This is a genomic window from Streptomyces sp. NPDC015242 (genome assembly GCF_043079125.1).
GTDB lineage: Bacteria > Actinomycetota > Actinomycetes > Streptomycetales > Streptomycetaceae > Streptomyces.
This window is the reverse complement of record NZ_JBIBUF010000002.1, coordinates 1,209,781-1,232,965: the sequence shown is the minus strand read 5'-3', so window position 1 is coordinate 1,232,965 and position 23,185 is coordinate 1,209,781. Positions and strand designations below refer to the sequence as shown.

General features: G+C 73.0%; 22 protein-coding genes. 17 read left to right on the top strand and 5 right to left on the bottom strand.

The annotated features are described in order from the left end of the window. Nucleotides 1-54: 54 nt before the first annotated feature. The 3 genes from ACF07N_RS11105 to ACF07N_RS11095 form a co-directional block, all read right to left on the bottom strand. Complete coding sequence (locus ACF07N_RS11105) at nucleotides 55-984, bottom strand: hypothetical protein (protein WP_392110832.1); 930 nt, start codon at nucleotides 982-984, stop codon at nucleotides 55-57. A 14-nt stretch (nucleotides 985-998) separates the two neighbouring features. Continuing rightward, complete coding sequence (locus tag ACF07N_RS11100; protein WP_392110829.1) at nucleotides 999-2,081, bottom strand: hypothetical protein; 1,083 nt, start codon at nucleotides 2,079-2,081, stop codon at nucleotides 999-1,001. Nucleotides 2,082-2,161: 80 nt separating this feature from the next. After that, entirely contained in the window at nucleotides 2,162-4,225 is a 2,064-nt protein-coding gene (locus tag ACF07N_RS11095; protein ID WP_392110826.1) for a hypothetical protein, read from the bottom strand. A gap of 517 nt (nucleotides 4,226-4,742) precedes the next feature. On the opposite strand from ACF07N_RS11095, the gene ACF07N_RS11090 reads away from it, so the two are divergent. The 10 genes from ACF07N_RS11090 to ACF07N_RS11045 all read left to right on the top strand — a co-directional run bounded on the left by ACF07N_RS11090 (nucleotide 4,743) and on the right by ACF07N_RS11045 (nucleotide 11,935). Further along, nucleotides 4,743-5,468, top strand: coding sequence for a hypothetical protein (locus tag ACF07N_RS11090; protein WP_392110823.1), 726 nt, complete (start codon nucleotides 4,743-4,745; stop codon nucleotides 5,466-5,468). A 17-nt stretch (nucleotides 5,469-5,485) separates the two neighbouring features. Beyond that, nucleotides 5,486-6,460 (top strand): hypothetical protein, encoded by a 975-nt coding sequence (locus tag ACF07N_RS11085; RefSeq protein ID WP_392110820.1) that lies wholly within the window; start codon nucleotides 5,486-5,488, stop codon nucleotides 6,458-6,460. Then, a complete protein-coding gene (locus tag ACF07N_RS11080; RefSeq protein WP_094056716.1) occupies nucleotides 6,457-7,764 on the top strand; it encodes a CpaF family protein in 1,308 nt (435 codons plus the stop codon). The genes ACF07N_RS11085 and ACF07N_RS11080 overlap by 4 nt, the downstream gene beginning before the upstream one ends. Nucleotides 7,765-7,813: 49 nt before the next feature. Then, nucleotides 7,814-8,767, top strand: coding sequence for a type II secretion system F family protein (locus ACF07N_RS11075; protein WP_383337860.1), 954 nt, complete (start codon nucleotides 7,814-7,816; stop codon nucleotides 8,765-8,767). Then, complete coding sequence (locus tag ACF07N_RS11070) at nucleotides 8,764-9,687, top strand: type II secretion system F family protein (RefSeq protein WP_383583136.1); 924 nt, start codon at nucleotides 8,764-8,766, stop codon at nucleotides 9,685-9,687. Before ACF07N_RS11075 ends, ACF07N_RS11070 begins: the two co-directional genes overlap by 4 nt. Before the next feature lie 54 nt (nucleotides 9,688-9,741). Next, nucleotides 9,742-9,993 carry a hypothetical protein gene (locus tag ACF07N_RS11065; protein WP_031107180.1) on the top strand — a complete coding sequence of 84 codons (252 nt, stop codon included), beginning with the start codon at nucleotides 9,742-9,744 and terminating at the stop codon, nucleotides 9,991-9,993. A gap of 46 nt (nucleotides 9,994-10,039) precedes the next feature. After that, the gene (locus ACF07N_RS11060) at nucleotides 10,040-10,501 is read left to right on the top strand and encodes a TadE family protein (protein WP_383336792.1); all 462 of its coding nucleotides are present in this window, start codon (nucleotides 10,040-10,042) and stop codon (nucleotides 10,499-10,501) included. Continuing rightward, nucleotides 10,501-10,932 (top strand): TadE/TadG family type IV pilus assembly protein, encoded by a 432-nt coding sequence (locus ACF07N_RS11055; protein ID WP_392110815.1) that lies wholly within the window; start codon nucleotides 10,501-10,503, stop codon nucleotides 10,930-10,932. The genes ACF07N_RS11060 and ACF07N_RS11055 overlap by 1 nt, the downstream gene beginning before the upstream one ends. Further along, on the top strand, nucleotides 10,929-11,399 hold the full coding sequence (locus tag ACF07N_RS11050; RefSeq protein ID WP_392110812.1) for a pilus assembly protein TadG-related protein: 471 nt from the start codon (nucleotides 10,929-10,931) through the stop codon (nucleotides 11,397-11,399). Before ACF07N_RS11055 ends, ACF07N_RS11050 begins: the two co-directional genes overlap by 4 nt. A gap of 308 nt (nucleotides 11,400-11,707) precedes the next feature. Beyond that, a complete protein-coding gene (locus tag ACF07N_RS11045; RefSeq protein ID WP_392110809.1) occupies nucleotides 11,708-11,935 on the top strand; it encodes a hypothetical protein in 228 nt (75 codons plus the stop codon). A gap of 75 nt (nucleotides 11,936-12,010) precedes the next feature. On the opposite strand, the gene ACF07N_RS11040 is transcribed toward ACF07N_RS11045, so the two are convergent. Beyond that, a complete protein-coding gene (locus ACF07N_RS11040) occupies nucleotides 12,011-12,337 on the bottom strand; it encodes a hypothetical protein (protein WP_392110806.1) in 327 nt (108 codons plus the stop codon). A gap of 180 nt (nucleotides 12,338-12,517) precedes the next feature. On the opposite strand from ACF07N_RS11040, the gene ACF07N_RS11035 reads away from it, so the two are divergent. The 4 genes from ACF07N_RS11035 to ACF07N_RS11020 all read left to right on the top strand — a co-directional run bounded on the left by ACF07N_RS11035 (nucleotide 12,518) and on the right by ACF07N_RS11020 (nucleotide 18,207). Next, nucleotides 12,518-15,532, top strand: a complete 3,015-nt coding sequence (locus ACF07N_RS11035) for a BTAD domain-containing putative transcriptional regulator (RefSeq protein ID WP_392110803.1) — start codon at nucleotides 12,518-12,520, stop codon at nucleotides 15,530-15,532. Further along, a complete protein-coding gene (locus ACF07N_RS11030; protein WP_383336280.1) occupies nucleotides 15,529-16,257 on the top strand; it encodes a prepilin peptidase in 729 nt (242 codons plus the stop codon). The genes ACF07N_RS11035 and ACF07N_RS11030 overlap by 4 nt, the downstream gene beginning before the upstream one ends. 70 nt (nucleotides 16,258-16,327) lie before the next feature. Next, a complete protein-coding gene (mqnC, locus tag ACF07N_RS11025; protein ID WP_383394691.1) occupies nucleotides 16,328-17,527 on the top strand; it encodes a cyclic dehypoxanthinyl futalosine synthase in 1,200 nt (399 codons plus the stop codon). Between the two features lie 17 nt (nucleotides 17,528-17,544). Next, nucleotides 17,545-18,207 carry a hypothetical protein gene (locus tag ACF07N_RS11020; protein WP_392110799.1) on the top strand — a complete coding sequence of 221 codons (663 nt, stop codon included), beginning with the start codon at nucleotides 17,545-17,547 and terminating at the stop codon, nucleotides 18,205-18,207. A gap of 10 nt (nucleotides 18,208-18,217) precedes the next feature. Here the strand turns inward: ACF07N_RS11020 and ACF07N_RS11015 are convergent, their stop codons facing one another. Beyond that, nucleotides 18,218-19,219, bottom strand: a complete 1,002-nt coding sequence (locus ACF07N_RS11015; protein ID WP_392110796.1) for a chitinase — start codon at nucleotides 19,217-19,219, stop codon at nucleotides 18,218-18,220. A gap of 209 nt (nucleotides 19,220-19,428) precedes the next feature. Between ACF07N_RS11015 and ACF07N_RS11010 the strand changes: the two genes are divergently transcribed. The 3 genes from ACF07N_RS11010 to ACF07N_RS11000 are packed head-to-tail and all read left to right on the top strand — an operon-like array spanning nucleotide 19,429 to nucleotide 23,163. After that, on the top strand, nucleotides 19,429-19,842 hold the full coding sequence (locus tag ACF07N_RS11010; protein ID WP_392110793.1) for a hypothetical protein: 414 nt from the start codon (nucleotides 19,429-19,431) through the stop codon (nucleotides 19,840-19,842). Nucleotides 19,843-19,855: 13 nt separating this feature from the next. After that, the gene (locus tag ACF07N_RS11005) at nucleotides 19,856-22,072 is read left to right on the top strand and encodes a bifunctional polysaccharide deacetylase/glycosyltransferase family 2 protein (protein ID WP_392110790.1); all 2,217 of its coding nucleotides are present in this window, start codon (nucleotides 19,856-19,858) and stop codon (nucleotides 22,070-22,072) included. Beyond that, nucleotides 22,072-23,163, top strand: a complete 1,092-nt coding sequence (locus tag ACF07N_RS11000) for an acyltransferase (RefSeq protein ID WP_392110788.1) — start codon at nucleotides 22,072-22,074, stop codon at nucleotides 23,161-23,163. Before ACF07N_RS11005 ends, ACF07N_RS11000 begins: the two co-directional genes overlap by 1 nt. Nucleotides 23,164-23,185 lie beyond the last annotated feature (22 nt).

Sequence of the window (23,185 nt, the reverse complement as noted above, 5' to 3'; positions counted from 1 at the left end):
ACCGAGTGAACAGGGCAAGCGGGTAGGTATGGGGCTCACCTTGGCGGGATCGGCTCAGTGGAGGGCCCCCTTCGGCAGTTCGATCTGCCGGTACTGGACCCAGCGCTCCAACCACACGAAGTGTCCCGCCGTTGCGAACAGGACGAAGGGCGCCGGTACTCCGATGAGGGCCACCGCCCAACTGGGCAGCAGCCAGCCCAGTTGGGAGAGGCTCAGGCAGAGCGCGAGCAAGGCCGTCGCCGTCCGGGCGAAGCTCTTCGCGTCGTCGCTCAAGGTGCGGCGCCTGTCCGTCGAGGCCGTCAGCACCGCGCCGATGCCCATGCCCACGGCCGCCCCCGCCGTCAGGCCCCAGAGCGCGCCGCCGGGAAGGAACACGGCCGGGAAGCCGGCGCGCGGGAAGGAGAAGTTGTAGCCGGTGGTCAGGCCCGCGACCAGACCGATGAAGCTGCAGCACAGGATCGCGAACGCCGTGAGCTGGTCCCGGACCGGCGTCCCGCGCTCTCGTCCCTCGCGGAACACCCCGCCCGAGCTGACGACGAACAGCGGTGGGGAGACGACCAGCAGGATCGCCGCGCCGAACAAGCCCCCCTCCTTGCCGGGAGCATCGGTCGCCGGGAAGAGCCGCGCCACCTCCCAGGCCACCGCCGCCGTCAGCACCACGTACAGCCAGTATCCGGCCACCAGCGCCCAGCCGGTGCCGACGCGAGCCCGCCTGGCCAAGGCCGACGGAGTGTGGAGCAGGCCAGCGACAGGGAGAGCGATTAGGGCCCATACGAAGATGAATGCCTCGGACGACCGGCCCTCGGCGTGGACGTTCTCGAAGACCTCCGGGGAGGCGGAGAGGCCGAATCGCTCCGGCGACGATGTCAACGCCAGTGCCAGGACCAGCGCGACGACAACCGCGGCGATACCCGTTGTGACGCGTGCCGCCTTGGCGCGGCGCATCGGTCTCTCGCTCCCCGCCTTGTCCGCCGTCGCGGTCATGTCTGCCGTTCCTCTCACGTGGGGCTTACAGTTCGGTGCCTGCTGAACCCGGCCGACACCGGCATCAGCGAGCCGTACCCCGTCGCCGCCCAGACGCTCCGTTCCGGCGGAATCTCGAAATAGGGCATAGTACGGCCGTTTTCGTCCCGGTCCGTCAGCACCTCCGGCCTGCGGCGGTCCCGTAGGGCGTCCGCGCAGGTGCGGCACACCGTCACGTCGAGACGGTCTCGGTGACCGAGTCGGTGCCAGGGCGTGCGGAGGGCGGCGCGGCCGTGCCGGGGGTCGAAGAAGCAGAGGGGCAGGCCAGGGGTGTCGTCGAGAGCGTCCTGGCCCTCGCTCGCCAGGGCCAGGGCGCCCGCCAGGTCCGGCAGGCCCCGTGCCTCGTCGAGGACCCCGCCGGCCGCGGCGTACGCGTCGAGGGCGGCTTGGAGGCCGGGCGTCGTCGTGACGTCCGCCGCAGGCGTCGCCTCGCCGAGGGCCAGGATCTCCGCCTCCGCCCGGCGGTGCAGTTCCGCCTCCTCGGCGGCCCGGGCCTTCGCGAACACCAGGTGGGGCACCGACGCGACCGGCCCGCGGCGGCGGCGCAGGGCGCGGGTCGCGAGCGTGGTGAGGGCCAGGGCCAGGGCCAGGACCAGGGCCAGAGGAATCGCCGCTGGGAGCCAACCACAGGTGCCGTCGGGCGTTTTCCCCTCATCGGTCCGTGTCCCGGGGGCTCGCAGGTGCTTCGTCGCCTCCGCGTACCGCTGCTCGCCCCTGCCCTCCGCCACCAGGTCCACGGCCTTGGCAGTGAGGTCCGCCAGGCCCGCGTTCCGTGTCTCGTCCAGGAAGCCGGCGGCGGCTACGGCCTCCCGGGCCTGGTGCGTGTCGGCGGGCCACTCGAACCCGCGCAGGGAGCCGGGGGAGTCGCCGTCCGTCGTGATGAGGACGAGTCCCCGCTGTGCGGGGAGCCGGTCGCGGACCCTGTCCGCGAGCACGACGGAGTCGCCGTCGAAGACGTCGCCCTTGGTGAGCAGCGTCAGGACGACCTTGAGGGGCAGGCCGGTGCGGCGGATCCGGTCCGCCAACTGCCGCTGCCGCGCCCTGAGGTCAGTGGGCACCGGCGGTCCCCTGAGCTTGTCGAGGGACGTCGAGTGACGTCACCAGCAGCGCCGTGAGGGCAGTGAGCACGCGCCTCACGTCAGTGGACACCGGCCGTCTCCCTCACCCTCTCGACGACCCGGGCGATGCCCCTCGGCACCGCGGTCAGTGGGCCGTCCGTGGCGTCGTAGTAGGGGAGGCGGTCGCCGCCGGACGGGGCGGGCAGCCGCAGCAGCCGGGGCGGGATGCCGAGGGGCTCGGCGATGGCGGTGTCGCGGCACAGTTCGCAGACCGGCAGCAGGCGTCGGCCGGTGGCGCTGACCCGGACGTGGGAGAGCCGTACGCCGGCTCCGTGCAGGGGGTTGACGCCGCAGCACAGGTCGGTGTCCTGGCCGGTGAGCGCGGCGCGGCCCGCCCGGGCCAGCGCGATCACGGCGACCAGGGTCGCCGGGTCCGTCCCCGGCCGGCGGGCCCGGCCGGGGTCACCGTCGAGGAGGAGCAGCGCGGCGTCGAGGCGGTCCCGGGCGAGGGGCTGCTCGCCGTGCTCGGTGAACTCCCGGACCAACGCGCTCAGCTCGGCGTACGCGGTGCGCCGCAGCCAGGACGCCGACGGTTCCGTGGGTGCCGTGAAGGGGAGTCGCTCGAACGGTTCCGTCGCCGGGCGCCGCCGGCGCAGCACGAGCGCCGTGACCCCGGCCGGCACGGCGGAGAGCAGGAGGGCCGCGAAGGCGCCCACCATCAGACCCGGCCAGAAGTCGGTGGCGAACAGCGGGGGCAGGGCGTTGTCCTCGGCGGGGCTCGGGGCCGGCGCGGGGGAGGGGCCCTCGACCGGCCGGTCCGTGCGCGGTGTCCGGTCGAGGAAGGTCATCAGCGCGTCGAGGCGTTCACCGAGGAGGTGGTCGTCGGACTCGTCCGCCCTGCTGTCCCCGAGTGTGATGTCGTCCGGCAGATCGAAGAGCAGGCGGTCTCCGTCCAGCCGCAGACCGTGGCTGACCGCGTCGATCGTGCCGTCGGCCGGGTCCGCGACGACGTACACCCCGTCCGTGCCGACCTTGGTGTGCACCGCCGCCGCGAACAGCTCCGCGTCACCGGCCGACTCGCTCCCGGACGTCTGCGGCACGAGCGCGACGTACACCGGGCCGCCGTCGTGGGAGCGCCGGAAGTCGTCGATCCGCTGGTGCAGGCGGTCGAGCGCGCGGGCGTCGAGGACGCGCGGACTCTCCGGGTCCCTGTAGACGGGGTCCTTCCGCAGGCCCGCGGCGACGCGTTCGGCCCGGGCGGACATCTCCGCCGGGGTGGGCGGCTTCGTCCCGCTGGAGGCGGTCTGGTCGAAGACGGCGGTGGCGGTGAGGGCGACCGCGACGGCGGCGAGGGCGGCCGAGGCGACGACGGGCAGCGCGGGCGGCATCCGGCGTGCCGCGCGGTCCGCCTTCCGGGCGGAGCCCGCGTAGCGGCGGCGCGCACGGTGCCCGTACGCCGCCAGCAGCAGGATCGACAAGGGCACGCCCGTGAGCAGGATCCCGGTGAGGAAGGACTGGTTGCGGCGGTCGGACGGGCCGATGTACATCGCTTCGGGCTCGTCGTCCTCGTACGTCGCACGCGCCGCCTCCGCCCGGGCGGACGCCTTCTCCGGGCCCAGGGCGACGACCTCCGTGAACCGCTCGAAGCTCAGCAGGGGGCCCGCGTCGTAGGGGAGTTCGTAGAGCTGGGCGGTCCAGGCGTCGTCGGCCGGGGCGCGCACGCCGTAGGCCGTGGCGTCCGTCACCGAGTGGTCGTCGACGAGCACGTACAGCCCGTCCCGCCCCAGCCGGTCGTGGACCGCGCCGAGCAGCGCCTTGCCGTCCCGTACGGTCTCGCCCGGCAGCACCAGGACGTAGGTCGGGACGCCGGTCCTCCGGGCGAGCCGCGTGAAGTCGGCTGCCGTGGAACGCGGTACGGCGCGCGGCAGCTGGTCGGTGACGTACACCGGGTTCTCCCGGAGACGGTCCGCGAGATAGGCCGCCTGGGTGGGCGGTTCGGCGGTCGCGGCCCGGGCGGGTGTGGCGGTCGCGAAGAAAGCCGTCAGTGCGAAGAGGGCCAGGAGGAGGCGCAGGACATGGCCGCGGCCGCTGCTCCCCGCCCTCGTCAGCCCTGCGTGCACGTGGGTCGACGTGACTGCTTCCACCGGTGAGCCCCCCGCGGTCCGATCGCTGTCCGCGCGGCACTCTACTCACGGCTTCGCGAGTGCTACAGAACGAGGTGTCCCGGCCCGTGCGCCGGCCCAACCGGGTCTCGCCCCGCGGGCGTTCGGCACTCCGGCCCGAGCCGGGCCTGGCAGGGGCCGGTCCCGGCTTCGTGAGTGAATCGTGCAGACGTGATGGCCGCCGAGTGACCAACACGACACCGGAGAACAGGGGTTGGGGGTCTTCCGGATTCGCTGCCGCACAGGTTCCGGTGTGGTGAGAGGCCGGTGCCGGCCGCGTGCGGTGGGGCAGACGTTGCAGAGGGAGAACGGGCCGCGGCCCGGGGTCGGTGAGGCCGGACGCGCCTTGAGGGGCTTATGTGCGGCTGATACGGTGCCCTGGCTTGACACTCACTTCGGCGCTGGCTATTTCGCCAGCTCAGGCACTACTTCAGCGGGCCGAGAAGTGTGAAGTGTCCCATTTTGTAGATAACTTCTTGGGTGTACGGGGAGCGGTTGCGTGAAGATCCAAGAGCGTACGGGGGCGGGCGCCGGGCGTTCCGTCGCTCCGGCTCAGCCGTCGGTCGGTGACCGTCTTCCCACACCGCCTCGCGAGCGCAAACCGGCGCTGGCCGCGCTCGCCGTGCTGCTGATCCTGGTCGGCGCGCTGGGCGCGACGATGCTCGTGCTCCAGGCCGGGGACCGGATCGAGGTCGTCAAGGTGACGAAGGAGATCCAGGCCGGTGAGTCCGTCGGGGACAACGTCACCTCGGTGATGGTCGCAGCCGACGAGAGCATCAACTACGTCAAGTGGGAGCAGCTGGGCGCGCTCAAGACCCTCAAGGCCAAGTCCACGATCTACGCGGACACGGTCGTGATGGGGCAGATGTTCGCCAAGAAGGCCAGCCTCCCCGCCGGCAAGGCCTCCGTCGGGCTCGCGCTGAAGGAGGGCCAGTACCCCTCCGACATCAAGGCCGGCGACGTCGTCTCCGCCTACCGCGTCGGCACGGCGAGCTCCGGCTCGAACAACTCCGGCAACGGCTCCGGCACGGGCGGCGGCAGCTCCTCCTCCGGCGGTGCCCTCGTCGACGACGCGCGCGTCAACACCGTCGCCGCGGACGACGACGCCACCGTGAGCACGGGCAACCTCTCGCTCACCCTCCTCGTCGACCAGGCCGACGCGGCCGCGCTCGCCACCGCGGCGGCCGCGGGCGAGGTCGCCATCGTGCACGTCCCCGGCAACTAGAAGGCGGCACCCACCCCATGGCGCTCATCGCTCTCGCCGCCGACAAGGGTTCCCCCGGCGTCACCACCGCGGCCGTCGCCCTCGCGGCGGTCTGGCCGCGGCGTGTCCTGCTCGCCGAGACGGACCCGGCGGGCGGTGACCTCGTCTACCGCAGCGCGGCCGCGCACGGCGGACCGCTCAACCCCAACACCGGCATGCTCTCCATCGCCGCGACCGCGCGCCGCGGCCTGGTGCCGGACCAGCTGTGGGACCACGTCCAGCCGCTCAGCGGCGGGCTTGAGGTGCTCGTCGGGCTCGGGATCGCCGAACAGGCCGCCGGGCTCGCCGGGTTGTGGCCCACCCTCGGGCACGCCTTCGCGTCCCTCGCCGACTCCCCGAACGCCGCCGCCGACGTCATCGCCGACTGCGGACGCATCAGCGGCGACACCCCGGCCGTCGAACTGTTCCCGCACGCCTCGCTCGTGCTGCTGCTCTCCCGCACCGAGCCGGAGTCCCTCGCGCGGGTGCGCGACCGGGCCGCCGCCCTCGCGGGCAGGCTGCACGGCGGGCCGCGCGGCGCCGCGTCCCTCGCCAACCCGGTCATCGGCGTCGTCCTGATCGCCGACACCGGCACGGCGGGCAAGCTCGCCTCGCAGGTCAACGACATGCTCGTGCACGCCCAGACCGGCGCCCGCGTGGTCGGCACCATCGCCGACGACCCGGCCGGCGCCGACCAGCTGGCCGGGCGCAGGCGCGGCCGTCTCGACAAGTCGCTGCTGATCCGCTCGGCCCGCAAGGTCGCCGCCGACATCAACCAGCAGTACGGCGCCGCCTGGGCCGCCTCCGCCCAGGCGAACCAGGCCCCGCAGGCCCAGCAGGGCCACCCCGCCCCGCACGCCCCGCACGCTCAGCAGAACCACCACGCCCCGCAGACCCACCACGCCCAGCCGGCCCAGCACGTGGCGCACCAGCATCCGGGTCAGACGCAGGGCCACGCGGGGGCCGGCACATGACCGCTGTCGACCACCAGTTGGTCAAGCGGTTCCGCCAGGACGCCGGCGACCGCATCGCCGAACAGCGCCGGCAGGACCAGCTCAACAACGTCACGCCGATGTCCACGGAGGACGAACGGCAGTACGCGCGCGCCGTCATAGCCCAGATCCTGGAGGAGTACGCCCGCGCCGAGATCAACGCGGGCCGTACGCCGCTGGACGCCGAGACCGAGGAGCAGTACGCGGCCGCCGTGCACGCCGCGCTGTTCGGCGTCGGCCGGCTCCAGCCGCTGCTGGACAACCCCGAGGTCGAGAACATCGACATCAACGGCTGCGACCAGGTCTTCGTCGGATACGCCGACGGCCGTGAGGTCAAGGGCGACCCGGTCGCCGAGACCGACGAGGAGCTCATCGAGCTGATCCAGGTCCTCGGCGCCTACTCGGGCCTGTCCTCCCGCCCGTTCGACTCGGCCAACCCGCAGCTGGACCTGCGGCTGCCCGACGGGTCGCGCCTGTCGGCCGTCATGGACGTGGCGCGGCGCCCGGCGCTCTCCATCCGCCGCGCGCGCATGGGCAAGGTGTTCATCTCCGACCTCGTCGGCAACGGCACGCTGACCCCCGAGGTCGCCCACTTCCTGGCCTGTGCGGTCCGCGCCCGCAAGAACATCATGATCGCCGGCGCCACCAACGCCGGAAAGACCACCCTGCTGCGCGCCCTCGCCAACGAGATCCCGCCGCACGAGCGCCTCATCACCGTCGAACGGGCCCTGGAGCTCGGCCTCGACACCTTCCCCGACCTGCACCCCAACGTCGTCGCCTTCGAGGAGCGCCTGCCCAACTCCGAAGGGCAGGGCGCCATCTCGATGGCGGAGCTGGTGCGCCGGTCGCTGCGCATGAACCCCTCCCGGGTCATCGTCGGTGAGGTCCTCGGCGACGAGATCGTCACCATGCTCAACGCGATGTCCCAGGGCAACGACGGCTCGCTGTCGACGATCCACGCCAACAGCTCCAGCGAGGTGTTCAACCGCATCTCCACCTACGCGCTGCAGGCCTCCGAGCGGCTGCCCATCGAGGCGAGCCAGATGCTGATCGCCGGTGCCGTGAACTTCGTCGTCTTCATCCAGCGGCGCAACAACTTCGGCAACGGCGGCCGCCTCCAGCGCATGGTCACCTCCGTGCGCGAGGTCAACGGCGTCGACGGGCGGGTCCTGTCCAGCGAGGTGTTCGCGGAGACTCCCGACGGCCGGGTCGTGCCGCACGCCCCCCTCGCCTGCCTGGAGGAACTGATGGCACACGGCTACCGGCCGACCGGGACCTGGGGGTGAGCCGGCGATGACGACCACGACCCTCGCCGCGCTCGGCTCGCTCGGCTCCATGGGAGGCCTGTTCTCCACCGAGGTCCTGTACTCGATCGGCAGCGGCGTCGCCGTCGGCGGCGGGCTCGCCCTGCTGCTCGTCGCCGTACGCGGACTGCCCGCCAAGCCCGACCACGAGAAGCAGAAGGCCGCCCAGCGGGCGAGCGAACTGATCCGCTTCGCCGGGCAGCGCGGCTCCCTCGCCGCGATCGTCGGCCTCGTCGTGCTGCTGCTGACCCGCTGGGCGGTCGCCGGCATCGCCGCCGGTGTCCTCGTCTTCTTCTGGGACCGCCTCTTCGGCGGCGCCGGGGAGGAGCGGGCCGCCATGCGCCGCGTGGAGGCCCTGGCCTCCTGGACGGAGTCCCTGCGCGACACCATCGCCGGCGCCGTCGGCCTGGAGCAGGCCATCCCGGCCTCCGCCCGCGCCGCCGCCCCCGTGCTGCGCCCGCACCTCGACGCCCTCGTCGACCGGCTGCGCGCCCGCACCCCGCTGCCCGAGGCGCTCCAGCAGCTCGCCGACGAGATCGACGACGCCTCCGCCGACATCATCGTCGCGGCCCTGATCCTCAACGCCCGGCTGCGCGGGCCCGGTCTGCGCCAGGTGCTGGGCGCCCTCGCCAAGTCCGCGCGCGAAGAGGTCGACATGCGCCAGCGCGTGATGGCACAGCGCGCCTCGACCCGGCGGTCGGTGCAGATCGTCGTCGCGGTCTCCATCGCCTTCGTCCTCGGCCTGTCCATCTTCAACCGCGACTTCGTCGAGCCGTACGGCACGGCGGTCGGGCAGCTCGTCCTCGCCTGCGTCTGCGGCCTGTTCGCGCTCGGCTTCTGGTGGCTGCGCAAGCTGTCCACGATCGAGACGCCGGAGCGCTTCCTCGTCCGCGACCAGGCGGGGGTCCAGTTCGTCCGGCCCAGGACGCCGTCCCAGCAGCAGCCGCAGCAGACGCTGCCGCAGGAAGAGGGGGCACGCCGGTGAACCTCACGATGCCGCTCGTCGTCGGCGCCGTCATCGGCCTCGGCCTCTACGCCCTCGTCCGCGCCCTCATGCCCGCCAAGCGCAGCGCGATCTCCCAGGTCGCGCGGATCGACGCGATGCGGGCGCGCGGCTCGGCCTACGCATCGGCGCGGGTCGAGCGCGAGACGGGCCGCCTGGGCGGGCTGCGGACCGAAGTGGGCCTGCGGGTCAGCGAGTTCTACCTGCAGCAGGGCTGGGAGCAGCGCTCGCTGCGCGCGGACCTCGCGGTCCTGGAGCGCAGCTGGGAGAAGTTCCTGGCGACCAAGGTGCTGCTCGGGGTGGCGGGCCTGTTCTTCGGCCCGTTCCTCTTCGCCGTCGTCTGGACCCTCGGGGTCGGCCGCAGCCCGATCATCCCGGTCTGGCTGGCCCTCCTGTTCGCGGTCGTCTTCTTCTTCCTGCCCGACCTGGAGGTACGGCGCGACGCCGCCGAGAAGCGGCGCGACCTCAGGCGGGTGATCGGCGCGTACCTCGACCTGGTGTCGATGAGCCTGGCCGGCGGACGCGGTCTGCCCGAGGCCCTGATGGCGGCCGCCGAGGTCTCCGACGGGTGGGCCAACCAGCGCATCAGGAACGCCCTGGCCGACGCCCGGATCACCGGCGTCAGCCAGTGGCAGGCGCTCGGCGCGCTCGGCGAGGAGATCGGCGTGGAGGAGCTCAAGGACCTCTCCGCCTCCCTGGCCCTGGTCGCGGACGACGGCGCGAAGGTGCGCGAGTCCCTCGCCTCCCGCGCCGAGACCATGCGGCACCGCGAACTCGCCGAGATCGAGGGCAGCGCGGGCGAGAAGTCCCAGTCGATGCTCGTGGCGCAGCTGCTGCTGTGCGCGGGGTTCCTGGTGTTCCTGATCTTTCCGGCGGCGATGCGGGTGTTCCAGGTGCAGTGAGCCGGCCTCCCAACTGAAGAACCTCCCGAACGGATCTCGAAAGGACACAACGTCATGAACGGACGCACCTTCCACACCGGCATCCCCGCCGTGGACTTCCTTGTCACCTTCCTCCAGGCCCGCACCGAGCGGGCCCGCTCCGGCGAGCTGGACCGCGGCGCGTCCGCGGTCGAGTGGGTCATCATCTCCGCGGTCGTCGTGGCGATCGTCGGCGTCGTGGCCGCCATCATCAACGCCGCCCTGAGTGAGGGCGCCAACAAGGTCGGCGACTGCATCAAGGGCGCGGACGCGGGCAAGACCTGCTGACCTGCTCAGGGACGACGGGGAGCACGGGGAACACGGGGATCACGGAATGCCGGCAGCGCTGGGCAGACGGATACGCCGCAGGGCCGGGGCCGCACGGAGACGGGCGGCCGCCCGCGGCGACTCGGGCATGACCGCGATCGAGTTCGTGCTGCTCACCCCGGTGCTGTTCTTCATGATCTTCGCGACCGTGCAGTTCGCCCTGTACTTCTTCGCCGACCACGTGGCCCAGGCGGCGGCCCAGGCGGGTGCGCGCAAGGCACGCGCCACCGCCGACGAACAGCCGGGCGGCTGGCGGGGCGAGGCGCGGGACGTGGTCGACAGCTACATCCGGCAGCTGGGCCCGCAGCTGGTCCTGTCGCCGGACGTGACGATGCTGCAGCCGGAGCAGAACACGGTGGGCGTGGAGATCGAGGCGCGCGTGCCCACGGTCTTCCCCGGCCTGGACCTGACGGTGCACGCGCGGTCGGCCGGGCCCGTGGAGCGGTTCGTACAGGAGGAGGGGAACTGATGCCGGGCATCTCCTTCCGTCCGGACGGCCGCCGGGGGCCGGACGACAGCGGCCTGTCCACCGTCGAGGTCGTGATCCTCGCGCCGGTGATGATCCTGTTCATCCTCGTGCTGGTGGCCTTCGGCCAGCTGGTGGAGGGCCGCGGAGCCCTCGACGGCGCGGCCCGGGACGCGGCCCGCGCGGGGTCGATCCAGAAGAACCACGCCCTGGCCATGGCCGAGGCGAAGAAGGCGGCGGAGGCCGATCTGGCCGATGTCTGCTCGGGGCCCGTCTCGGTCGTCCAGAAGAGCCGGGGCTTCGAGCCGGACACCATCTTCACCGTCGAGGTGAGCTGCCAGGTGCGGGGCCTGGCCATGCTCGGGCTCGACGTCCCGACGCGTCTCACGGCCAGCTTCAGCTCCCCGCTCGACCCGTTCCGGAGGTCGGCGTGAGACACGTGCCGCGGGCCGTGCGCTCCTGGTGGGCCGCGCGCCGGACGCAGCTGGACGACCGGGGCTCGGGAGCCGGCGCGGTCATCATCTTCGCGCTGGTCTTCCTCTCCCTGTCCGCGTTCGTCATCGACGGCGGCCTGTCCATCTCCAAGCGGGAACGGGCCGCCGACATCGCCGAACAGGCCGCCCGCTACGCCGCCCAGGACATCGACCGGGAGGCGCTCTACGAGAACGAGGGCGGCCCGGCCCCGATCAACTTCGCGAACTGTGACGCCCGGGTGAAGGCCTTCGCCCTCGAGATGGGCATGACGGGCGCGGACATCGCGGCGACCCACTGCGTCGCGGCGAACGCCGACGCGGTCGAGGTCGAGGTGCAGCTCACGTACTCCCCGGTGTTCACGGGGATGTTCTACGGCGGCGACGTGACCGTGCGCGGGCAGGCCGTGGCGGAGAACCAGGTCGGCTGACGGCCACGGGCGGAACCTTCCAGGGATCTGCACACCGTTCACCGCGAGGTCGTGGAAACACCGGCCGGAGACGGATCCCGGCTCATTTCCCCCGCCGCACATCACCGGTGTGTACCGCGATGCGGCGGATGGTGTGAAGAGAACGGGACGGCCGGTGACCGAACACCCACACACATGAATACGGGCGCCCATTCCCGGCGCACCGGCCGAACTCCGGGCTGGCCGCCCGTTATTGCCGCGTGCTTTGATCGGTCGCGCTTGAGCACACCGCAATCTCCGAGATTTTGAGACGAAGGGAACCGCCTCCCATGGCCTTCACCCCGCAGATCGAGACCGCCCCGATGTCCGACGCCGAGCTGGACGGCATCGCCGGCGGCCAGGCGGGTGTCGCCGCGGGCGCCGGCGCCGCCGCCGGTCTCTACGTCGAGACCACGGCCGCCGGCCTCACCGCCGGTGTCGGTGGCGGCGTGGGCCTCGCGGTCTCCCCGCAGGGCATCGCGGCGGACCTGCACCTCAACGCCGCCGTCGCTTCCTGACGCACGCGCCGCGACGCACGGAAAAGGCCCCGGTCGGTCGGAACCGGGGCCTTTTCCCGTCTCCCGGGACAGCGGCTACTTCGCCTTCCGCTTGTCCTCGGTCTTCATCGCGTCGTTCACCTTCTTGGTGAGTTCGTCATCGAGTTTCTTGAACTCGCGCACCACGGCGTCGGACATACTCGCCAGGGCGTCCAGCTGCTGCGTGATGTCCTCGCGCCCGTCCTCCCAGTTGGACTCGAAATCCCCGAGCGCGTCATTGACGCTGCCGTCGCCGATGTCGTCCTGGTAGGACTCGAAAAGCTTCTTGGTGTGGTTCAACCGGGTCTTGAGAGAACGCAGCCGGCGCCCGAACCCCTCCAACTCGGTCAGCGGAAGCGCGAGATCGCTCTTGCCATGGCCCATACGGCACTCCCCCCACGTCCAGCACGTCCTGCACCCTGATCGCCCCAGCACCGTATCCCGGCCCTGATGTGCCTCCCAACGGCAAGTCCATAAGATCTCTGTAGGCTCAGCACACCCACACCCCACAGCTCGGCCTCACGCAGTCCACGTACGTCCCCTCACGACCCCAGGACACCCGCCATGCCGCGACGCCGCACCCCAAGCTCGTCAAGCCCGACGGGAGACACGACGGGAACGACGGCTCCGAGGAACCGGACGCCGCAGCCGGTGCGGATCCGGCGGCGGTCGTTCGGGGACTTCGTCAAGGCCTTCCTCGCGTTCGTCGCCCTGGCCGTGCTGCTCGTCGGCGTGCCGCTCGCGCTCGCCACGCAGATCGGCTGGCCGCTGCCGAACGGTGTGCCGAGCCTCGACTGGCTGCAGCAAGAGATCACCGTCCACACCTTCCTCAACATCCTCACCGTCGTCGTGTGGCTGGCGTGGGCGCAGTTCACCGCCTGCGTGCTCGTGGAGATGAAGGCCGCGCTGTCGGGCGTCGGCGTGCCGGGACGCGTACCGGGGGCCGGGCCCAGCCAGTTGCTCGCGCGGCAGCTCGTCGCCGCGCTGCTGCTCGTCGGGGCGACCGCCGCCAGCCTCACGCCGGGCCTGTCCCAGCTCGGACAGGGGTACGACGCGAACCAGAAGCCGGCCGTGGCCGCGGCCCAGGCCACGCCGGGACTCTTCGCCCAGCAGCAGGAGCAGGCCGCCGGTGCCGCCGCCGCCCTCGCCGAGCAGGCCGCGCACGCCGCCGCCCACGCCGACACAGGCTCCGGCACCGCCCGGCAGGGCGACACGAAGTACTACCGGATCCAGCCGCCCGAGGGGCGCCACCACGACTCGCTGTGGGAGATAGCCGAACGCCACCTCGGTGACGGGCGCCGCTACAAGGAGATCTTCGAGCTCAACAAGGACCGGGTGCAGCCGGACGGTTCCAGGCTCTCCGAGGCCAGCCTCATCCGGCCCGGCTGGATCATGGAGATGCCGGGCGACGCGCGCGGTGGCGAACTCGTCGAGATGCCCGACGAGGCGCCGAGCGTCTCGCCCGACGTGCAGCAGCAGATCGCCGACTACGCGCGGACCGGCGACCACGCCCAGGGCGGCGGCGGATCCGGCGCCCGGGACGGCGGGGCCACGGCAGGCCGGGACGGCGCCCGGGGCGGCGGGCACGAGCACGCCGGCTCCGGCGCCGCCCAGGTGTCCGTGCCCGGGCAGCGACCCGCCACCCCCGAGACCGGCCGCGAGCAGGCCACGGGTGCCGAGGCGGAGAGCGCCTTCGGTCTCCCCGAGGCGCTTCTGGCCGCCCCCCTCCTCGCCGCGGGCCTCCTCGGCGCCCTGGGGCGGCGGCGCCGGCAGGCGCTGTGGCAGTCGGCGTTCGGCTCCGTCGCCGGACGGCGCGGCATGGAACCGCCCACGCCGGGTGGGGACGCGCAGGACGTCCAGGACGCGCTGCTCGTCGGCGCCGACCCGGAGGGCGTCCGGCTGCTCGACCGGTCGCTGCGGGGGCTCGCCGCCTCCCTGGCCGAGGAGTCGCGGCCGCTGCCGGTCGTGTACGCGGCCTGGCTCAGCAACGGCGACCTGCACCTCCAGCTCGCCCAGCCCTCGGGCAAGCCGCCCGCGCCCTGGCAGCAGGGACAGGACCAGACGTTCTGGATGCTGGCCCGCACCGACGCCGAGGGGTACGGCGACGCCGACACGGCCGCGCCCTACCCGGGGCTGGTCAGCCTCGGCACCATGGACGACTCGCGGCTGCTGCTCAACCTGGAGGCCGTGCCCGGCATCGTGTCGCTGAGCGGGCGGGAGGCCGACCGGGCCGCCGTCTTCGCCTCCGTGGCCGCCGAGTTGGCCACCAACGGCTGGTCCGACCGCATGACCATCACCCTCGTCGGCTTCGGCGAGGACCTCACGCCGCTCGCTCCCAGCCGCGTCCGGCACCTGGAGGACGTCGAGGCGCTCGTCGAGACCATGGAGGCCGAGACGCGGCAGCGGCGCGGCGCGCTCGGCGCGGCCGGGCACGACTCGGTGCTCACCGGGCGCACCGGGCCCGCCCAGCACACCCGTTGGGCCCCGCACCTGGTCTTGCTCGCCGCCCAGCCGTCCGCCGAGGACGCCGTCAAGCTCGCCGAACTCGCCGCCGACGCCGCCCGGCTGGGCATCGGCTACCTCGTCGGCACCGACACCGGCGATCTGCCCGGCGCCGCCTGGGAGATGGAGATCACCGGCGAGGGCAAGCTGCTCGCGCCGCTCCTCGGCCTGGAGCTGGAGGCCCAGGTGCTGCCCGCCGCCCAGCAGCGTGCCGTCGTGGAGCTGTTCGTCGAGGCCGACCCGGAGAGCCGGCCCGAGGGCGACCCGGCGCAGCGGCCGCCGTTCCTCGTCGACATCAGCGAGCAGGGCCGCCCGGCCGTGTACGCCCGGCTCGTCGGGCCGTACGAGATCATCGGCCTGGACACCCCGGACGGGGAGCGCAGCGCCCTGCTGCACGAGGCGCTGGCGCTGCTGCTCCTGCACCGCGAGGGCGTGCACCCGCGGGTGCTGTCCTCGGCGCTGTGGCCGCGCGGGGTCACCGACGACGTGCGCGACGCGCTGCTGGACCGGCTGCGCGACTGGCTGGGCACCGACCCCGACGGCACGCCCCGCCTGGGCACCGACGGCAGCGGGCGGCTCACACTCGCCAAGTCCGTCGTCTCCGACCTGGACGTGCTGCGGTCGCTGTACTACGAGGCCACGCAGGGCAGGGGCGTCGGCAGCCGGGCCGTGCGCGGGCGGCTGCTCACCGACGCGCTCGTGCTGGTGCGCGGGCCGCTGCTGGCCGACCGGCCCGAGGGCCGGTACCGGTGGCTCACACACGAGATCGTCGACGCGCAACTGCCGCTCCTGGTCGCGGACACCGGGCTCGCGCTCAGCGCGTTCCACATGGAGAAGGACCGCGCGGAGAAGGCCATCGAGGCACTGAACGCGGCCCTGCGCACCGCCCCGGCGGACGAGCGTCTGTGGCACGAGCTGCTGCGCGCGACGCACGCCACCGGCGACACCGGCCGGCTGACGGCCCTCGCCACCGACCTCATCGGCCGCAGCGGTGCCCGCGGGCTGCCGCCGCGCACGGAGGCGCTGCTCGACGAGCTGCTGCCGACGTGGCGTGACGCGATCGCCGCGGCGGGATGAGCACCGGGCTGCTGGTCCTGGCCGCCGCGCTGTGGGGCGCGGCGGCGGGAGCGTCGCTGCCGCGCGCGGCCTACCGCTTCTCGGCGCCCTCGGGGGAGCCGTGGCGCCGGGCGTGCCCCGGCGGGCACGCGGTCCGCGGCTGGCTGGGCCGGGCCGCCTGCCGGGACTGCGAGAACCCCGGGTACGGGCCGCGCGCGATCCCCCTGGTCCTCGCCACGGCGGCCGTCTGCGCCGCCCTCGCCGCCGCGACCGGCACCCGGCCGGAGATCGGGGTGTGGCTGCTGCTCGCCCCGGCCGGTGTCCTGCTCACCGTGGTCGACTTCCGGGTCCGGCGCCTGCCCGACCCCCTCACCCTCCCCTTCGCCGCGGCCGCCCTCGCCCTGCTCGGCCTCACCGCCCTGGTGCCCGAGCACGCGGGGGAGTGGACCACCGCCCTCCTCGGCTCCCTGGCCCTCGGCGGCGGCTACTTCGTCCTCTTCCTCGTCAACCCCGCGGGCATGGGCTTCGGCGACGTCAAGCTCGCCCTCGGCGCGGGCGCCGTCCTCGGCTGGTACGGCTGGTCCACGGTGATGCTCGGCACCTTCGCCGGCTTCCTCCTCGGCGCCCTCTACGGGGCCGCCCTGGTCCTGACCCGCCGGGCCACCCGCAAAACGGCCATCCCCTTCGGCCCGTTCCTGATCACGGGCGCGCTCCTGGGCCTGCTGGTGGGCGCGTACACGGCCTGACGTCCAGCCCCCCGAACCCCTGGCGTACGCTGGGCTGGTCCGTCCACAACCCTTACGAAAGGGACGCCCGGTGACCGAGAAGGCCGACCTTCAGCCCATCCTCGACCGTGCTGCCGCCGGTGGGCGGATCACCCCGGACGAGGCGCTCGTGCTGTACCGGGACGCCCCGCTGCACGCCCTGGGAGCCGCCGCCGACGCCGTGCGCCGGCGCCGGTACGCGGGGACCGAGCACATCGCGACGTACATCATCGAGCGCAACATCAACTACACGAACGTCTGCGTGACGGCCTGCCGGTTCTGCGCCTTCTACGCCGCGCCGAAGGACACCGCCAAGGGCTGGACCCGCGACCTCGACGACATCCTGCGCCGCTGCGCCGAGACGGTCGAGCTGGGCGGCACCCAGATCATGTTCCAGGGCGGGCACCACCCGGACTACGGCGTCGAGTACTACGAGAAGCACTTCAAGGCCATCAAGGAGGCCTTCCCGCAGCTGGTCATCCACTCGCTGGGCGCGTCCGAGGTCGAGCACATGGCCCGGATCTCCAAGGTCAGCGTCGAGGAGGCCATCCAGCGCATCCACGCCGCTGGCCTGGACTCCTTCGCCGGCGCGGGCGCCGAGCTGCTGCCGGAGCGGCCCCGCAAGGCCATCGCCCCGCTGAAGGAGTCCGGCGAGCGCTGGCTGGAGATCATGGAGATCGCGCACAACCTGGGCGTGGAGTCCACCTCCACGATGCTGATGGGCACCGGCGAGACCAACGCCGAGCGGATCGAGCACCTGCGCATGATCCGGGACGTGCAGGACCGCACGGGCGGCTTCCGCGCCTTCATCCCGTACACGTACCAGCCCGAGAACAACCACCTGAAGGGCCGCACGCAGGCGACTCTCTTCGAGTACCTGCGGATGATCGCCGTCGCCCGGCTGTTCATGGACAACATCGCCCACATCCAGGGCTCGTGGCTCACCACGGGCAAGGAGGTCGGCCAGCTCTCCCTGCACTACGGCGCCGACGACCTCGGCTCGATCATGCTGGAGGAGAACGTGGTCTCGTCGGCCGGCGCCAAGCACCGGTCGAACCGGATGGAGATCATCGACCTCATCCGCAAGGCGGGCCGCGTCCCGGCCCAGCGGTCCACCACCTACGAGCACCTCGTCGTGCACGACGACCCGGCGAACGACCCGGTCGACGACCGCGTGGTCTCGCACATCTCGTCCACGGCCATCGAGGGCGGCACGGCTCACCCCGAGCTGAAGCTGCTCGCGTCCAACTGAGCCCGGCCGGCCCCGCCGTGCTGACGATTCACACCGCCCCGCTGGTCCTTCCTGCGGGCGCGGACCCCGTCGTGGACGGAGCGGTCGCGGTCGACGGCGACCGGATCACGGCCGTCGGCCCGTACGAGGACGTCGCCGACGAGGCGCCCGGCGCGCGCGTACGCCGCTGGCCGGGCGTGCTCACGCCCGGCCTGCGCCAGTGGCACCCGCTGTGGCTGCTGCGCGAGTGCTACCACCCCGACCCGCGCGAGGCCGGCGAGCTGGGCGAGGAACCCCTGTGGGGCGAACGGCTGGCCGCCCTCGGCGAGCTGGGTGAGACCCGCTGGGCGGGCAGCGTACGGCGCGGTGTGCAGCGGATGCTGCGCCACGGCACCACCGCGGTCGCCTCACCCGGGGCCCGCTTCCGCGACCCGCTGGTGGCCATGGCCGTGGCGCGGTCCGGCCTGACCGTCGTCGGGACCACGGACGCCCCCGGCGCACTGCTCGGCGAGCGGCCGGACCTCGACCCGTTCGCCGAGGGCCACGACCTGCGGGGCACGGTCCAGGGCCCGCTGGCCATCGGCGGCCGGGCCGACCTGGCCGTGTTCGACGTGCCCGACGAGACGGCGCTGCGCGCACGCGGCGCGGTCACGTGCGTGGCGACGGTGCTGGGCGGCCGGCTGGTGTACCGGGCCCGCTGAGGCCGCCGGCTCAGCCGGCGAAGGCCTCGCCGAACGCCCCCGCGCTCTGTGCCACACCACTGCAGTCCGTCGCCGCCTCGCCGGTGTCCGTGCCGGCCGGGCACCGCCGGTCCCGGGCCGTCGACCACATCGACACCCAGGCGATGCCCTTCTCCTCGGCGAAGGCGCGCACTTGGGCCGCGTCGGCGAGCGTGAAGGTCTCGCCCTCGACGTCGTTGACGCCGATCATCGAGGTGAGCGCCATGCCCCGCCAGGCCTCGGTGTCCGAGGTGCCGAAGACCTCGCGCAGCTGCGTGTGCGCGGCCTTCGCGGCGGTGAGCGCGTAGCCGCCCATGTCGCCGCCGAACGACGGGCCGTAGTTCATGGTCATGAGGTTGACGGTGGAGACCTGCACGCCGTGGTCGTTGGCCGAGGCGAGCAGCGCCAGGCCGTCCTCGTCCAGGCCCGAGGGCATCACCGGGAGCGTGAACGAGACCTGGAGATCCTCCCGTTCCTGTTGCAGCCGTGCGATCGCCCGCGAACGCAGCGCGACGGACGCGGAGTCGGACAGGTCGTCGCCCTCGATGTCGAAGTCGGCCAGGGTGGCGCCGGCCGCGTCCAGGGCCTTGCCGTAGGCCGCCGCCAATGCGGTGACGCTGCCGCAGTTCGCCGCGAGCTCCTTCCCCGAGGCGCCGCCGAAGGAGACCCGGACCCGGGCGCCGTCCTCCTTGAGCGCCGCGACGCGGGAGGCGACCGCCGCGTCACCGAGTGCGTGGCTGCCGTTCCAGCGCGGGGTGCAGCCGTCGCCCTCGGCTATGACGAAGGCCAGGTTGTACGTCGTCGGCGAGCCGGCCGTGTCGGTGCCGGCGGCCTCGGTGGCGCTGACGTACGGGGCGTACGACGTGCCGGGCGCCGCGGGCGCCGCGGTCGCCGAGGAGGCCGCGCGGGCCGGGCCGTCCTGGCCCGAACAGCCCGTCGCGGCGAGGGCGATCAGACAGCCGACCGCGGCGGCCGGTCTCCGCATACTCCTCATGCGGGGCGCTCCCGTTCTCGTGAGATCTCAGGGGTCAGGGCTCAGTACGTTTCCCAGCCGCAAACGTCTCACGAAGGTGGGGGCACATGACGCGTTCCGGGGGCGTTCCCGAGAACTCTCAGGGAAAGGACAGCCAGGGTCAATTCTCAGAGCAGGTTCACAAGAAAACCCGAGTTCAGGGCACATGAAGCCGCCCTAGTGTCCGGGGAATGCATTCCGAGCCCGCCATCGAGAACCGCGGCCCGCGTGGTCGCCGCCGCAAACACGGCAACGGGTCCCCCGACGGGCCCGTGTTCGTCGACACCTCCGGGCGCCGCGCCCGGCTGCTGCGCCGGATCGGCCTGGTCCTCGGGGCCGTCTGCCTCGGCTACGCGGCCGTGCTGGGCGCGGCCTTCCTGGGCTGGGGCACCTCGCTGACGCCGTCGCGGGTGCTGCCGTTCGCGGGTGCGGGGTCCGGCGGCGGCCCCGGCGCTCCGGGCGGCCCGGGCGCCCCGACGGCCCCGCCCGGCACGGGAACCGGCACCGCCGTCCCCTCCCCGCCGCCGTCCGCGTCGGTCTCCGCGCCGCCGTCCGTGTCCGTCCCCCCGCCGGTGTCCGCGTCCGCCGCCGCGGTCTCCGGCTGAGCGGGGCCGCCGTATGACCACGACCACCCCCCAGCGCGGCCGCCGCCGGGCCCCCACCCGGATGGAGCGGGCCGCCGGCCGGGCCGCCGCGCTGCAACGGCCGCGCGTCGTCCTCGCCCTGCTGCTCCTGCTCGCGCTGGTCTGCGTGATGCTCCTGGACGGCTATCTGCGCGCCGAGGTCGGCGGCGACCAGCGCGTACGCACCGGGGCAAGCTCCAGCGACGTACCCGACGAGGTCCTGGACGGCGGGCCGATCCTCACCTTCCGCGGCGGACAGGCCACGACCGTCTCGGTCCCGGACAAGACCATCGCGCTCACCTTCGACGACGGACCCGACCCGACCTGGACGCCCCAGGTGCTGGCGATCCTGGAGAAGTACGACGTGCCCGCCACGTTCTTCCTGGTCGGCTCGATGGTGTCGCGCCACCCGGGCATCGTGGCGGACATGGTCGACCAGGGCCACGAGGTGGGGATCCACACCTTCACGCACGTCGACCTGTCGTACCAGAGCGACGCCCGCGTCCGGCGCGAGATGGAGCAGACCCAGCTCGCCCTCGCGGGCGCGGCCGGCATCACGACCACCCTGTTCCGGGCGCCCTACTCCTCGCAGACCGGCGCCATCGACAACTACAGCTGGCCCGTCTACGAAAGGCTCGGCCAGGACGGCTACACCAGCGTCTTCGTCGACACCGACAGCGACGACTGGAAACGGCCGGGCGTCACGAAGATCGTCCAGTGGGCGACGCCGGAGAAGGACGAGGGCGCCTCGGTGCTCTTCCACGACGCGGGCGGCGAACGCTCCCAGACCATCGCCGCGCTGCCGCGGTACATCGAGAAGATGCGGGCGAAGGGCTACACCTTCACCACCGTCAGCGGCGTCCTGGAAAAGCAGCAGCAGGCGCCGGCCGGAGCGCCGCAGACTCAGGGGTCCCGGCTCCAGGCCGCCCACCGCGAGGCCACCGGCACGATCCTCTACGAGGGCAAGGCGCTGGTCGGCGCCGTCGCGGTCGCCGAGGTCGCCGTGCCGGCGCTGTCCGTGGGCCTCATGGTGGTCGGCGTGGCCGTCCTGGGCCGCTTCGGGCTGATGCTGGTCCTCGCCCGCCGCCACCACCGGCTGCGCAACCGGCGCCGCTTGAGCTGGGGACCGACGGTCACGCGGCCGGTGAGCGTGATCGTCCCCGCGTACAACGAGAAGGAGTGCATCGCCAACACTCTCGACTCGCTGGCGCGCAGCACCCACCCGATCGAGATCATCGTCGTGGACGACGGTTCGACGGACGGCACGGCCGAGATCGCCGAGTCGCTCGGCATGCCCAACGTCCGGGTGATCCGCCAGGCCAACGCGGGCAAGCCGGCCGCGCTCAACCACGGTGTGCGCAGCGCCCGTCACGACATCGTCGTGATGATGGACGGCGACACCGTCTTCGAGCCGGACACCGTACGGCAGCTGGTGCAGCCCTTCGCCGATCCGCAGGTCGGCGCGGTCGCGGGCAACGCCAAGGTCGGCAACCGCGCCACCGTCATCGGCGCCTGGCAGCACATCGAGTACGTGATGGGCTTCAACCTCGACCGGCGCATGTACGACCTGCTGCGCTGCATGCCCACCATCCCCGGCGCGATCGGGGCGTTCCGCCGCGAGGCGGTGCTCCAGGCGGGCGGCATGAGCGAGGACACCCTCGCCGAGGACACCGACATCACCATCGCGCTGCACCGCGCGGGCTGGCGGGTCGTCTACCAGGAGCACGCCCGCGCCTGGACCGAGGCGCCCGGCTCGCTGAAGCAACTGTGGTCGCAGCGCTACCGCTGGTCCTACGGCACCATGCAGGCCCTGTGGAAGCACCGCAAGTCCCTCACCGACAAGGGGCCTTCGGGCCGATTCGGGCGGGTCGGGATGCCGCTGGTGGTGCTGTTCCAGATCGTCACGCCGGTCTTCGCCCCGCTCATCGACGTGTTCACCCTCTACGCGATGATCTTCGTCGACCTCAGGGCGTCCCTGCTGGCGTGGGCGGCGGTGCTCGGTGTCCAACTGCTGTGCGCCGCCTATGCCTTCCGCCTCGACCGGGAGAAGTACCGGTACCTGCTGATGATGCCGCTGCAGCAGCTGGCCTACCGGCAGATGATGTACCTCGTCCTGATCCACTCCTGCGTCACCGCCCTGACCGGCGGCCGGCTGCGCTGGCAGAAGCTGAAGCGGACGGGCGAGGTCGGCACCCCGGCGGGGACCGGCTGATGGGGACCCACCGCAAGGGCGCCGTGGCCGCGGACCGGACCCGCACCACGGCGCCCGCCGGCCGCGACCGCTGCTTCGACACGCTCCGCGCGGTGGCCCTGGTCCGGGTCGTGGCCTATCACACCTTCGAGTGGGCCTGGGCCGGACTGGTCTTCCCGTCCATGGGAGTGATGTTCGGCCTGGCCGGCACCCTGATGGCCCGGTCCCTGCGGCGCCCCGCGCCCGGCGTGATCGCGAGCCGGGTGCGCCGGCTGCTGCCGCCCTTCTGGTTCTGGGGCCTGTGCGTGACCGGCGCGATGCTGGCGCACGGCTGGACGCCGGGGTGGGACGTCGTCTACTGGGCCGTGCCGCTCGGCGACCCGCCGGGCAGCGCCTGGGGCGCACAGGCCTGGGAGGTGGTCTGGTACCTGCGCACCTACCTGTGGTTCGTCCTGCTCTCCCCGTTGCTGCTGCGCCTGTTCCGGCGCGCGCCCGTCCCGGTGCTGCTGGCCTCGCTCGCCCCGGTCGTCGTGCTCACGTACGGCCGACGGCCGCCGGACGGCCGGCTCGGCAGCGCCCTCACCGACCTGGCGACCTTCCTGTGCTGCTGGCTCCTCGGCTTCGCGCACCACGAGGGCGTCCTGGCCCGGCTGAGACCCGCGGCGGTGCTGCCGCTCGCGTCGGCCGCCCTGGCGTGCGGCGCCTGGTACGCCTTCGCGCACCAGGCGCAGTACGGCGGCACCTACGACCTGGACGGGAACCCGCTCGCGCAGGCCTTGTGGTCGGCCGGGTTCGTGACGCTGCTGCTGTACGCCAGGGCCCGTGCCGGGACCGGCTTCGCGGCCCTGGCCCGGCACCGGCGCCTCGACCGGCTGGTGACGGTCGTCAACGCCCGGGCGCTGACGATCTACCTGTGGCACGAGATCGCCCTGATCCTGGCCGTGCCGCTGATCGACCGGTTGTGGGACGTGCCCGCCTTCGAGGCGCATCTGCCGCTGGACAGCCAGTGGTTCCTGTTCGGCACGGCCTGGGTGCTGATCGCGGTGTTCGTGCTGCTGTGCGGGTGGGTCGAGGACGTGGCGGCACGGCGCGCACCCCGGCTCCTGCCGTGAGCGCGTACTGCAACAATGGCCC

Bases quoted from the DNA above. Each gene is read 5' to 3' on its own strand.
- ACF07N_RS11040 (WP_392110806.1), bottom strand. From the start codon at position 12,337: ATGGGCCATGGCAAGAGCGATCTCGCGCTTCCGCTGACCGAGTTGGAG.
- ACF07N_RS11010 (WP_392110793.1), top strand. From the start codon at position 19,429: ATGCATTCCGAGCCCGCCATCGAGAACCGCGGCCCGCGTGGTCGCCGC.
- ACF07N_RS11065 (WP_031107180.1), top strand. From the start codon at position 9,742: ATGAACGGACGCACCTTCCACACCGGCATCCCCGCCGTGGACTTCCTT.
- ACF07N_RS11005 (WP_392110790.1), top strand. From the start codon at position 19,856: ATGACCACGACCACCCCCCAGCGCGGCCGCCGCCGGGCCCCCACCCGG.
- ACF07N_RS11035 (WP_392110803.1), top strand. From the start codon at position 12,518: ATGCCGCGACGCCGCACCCCAAGCTCGTCAAGCCCGACGGGAGACACG.
- ACF07N_RS11000 (WP_392110788.1), top strand. From the start codon at position 22,072: ATGGGGACCCACCGCAAGGGCGCCGTGGCCGCGGACCGGACCCGCACC.
- ACF07N_RS11075 (WP_383337860.1), top strand. From the start codon at position 7,814: ATGGGAGGCCTGTTCTCCACCGAGGTCCTGTACTCGATCGGCAGCGGC.
- ACF07N_RS11080 (WP_094056716.1), top strand. From the start codon at position 6,457: ATGACCGCTGTCGACCACCAGTTGGTCAAGCGGTTCCGCCAGGACGCC.
- ACF07N_RS11055 (WP_392110815.1), top strand. From the start codon at position 10,501: ATGCCGGGCATCTCCTTCCGTCCGGACGGCCGCCGGGGGCCGGACGAC.
- ACF07N_RS11045 (WP_392110809.1), top strand. From the start codon at position 11,708: ATGGCCTTCACCCCGCAGATCGAGACCGCCCCGATGTCCGACGCCGAG.
- ACF07N_RS11105 (WP_392110832.1), bottom strand. From the start codon at position 984: ATGACCGCGACGGCGGACAAGGCGGGGAGCGAGAGACCGATGCGCCGC.
- ACF07N_RS11030 (WP_383336280.1), top strand. From the start codon at position 15,529: ATGAGCACCGGGCTGCTGGTCCTGGCCGCCGCGCTGTGGGGCGCGGCG.
- ACF07N_RS11060 (WP_383336792.1), top strand. From the start codon at position 10,040: ATGCCGGCAGCGCTGGGCAGACGGATACGCCGCAGGGCCGGGGCCGCA.
- ACF07N_RS11085 (WP_392110820.1), top strand. From the start codon at position 5,486: ATGGCGCTCATCGCTCTCGCCGCCGACAAGGGTTCCCCCGGCGTCACC.
- ACF07N_RS11015 (WP_392110796.1), bottom strand. From the start codon at position 19,219: ATGAGGAGTATGCGGAGACCGGCCGCCGCGGTCGGCTGTCTGATCGCC.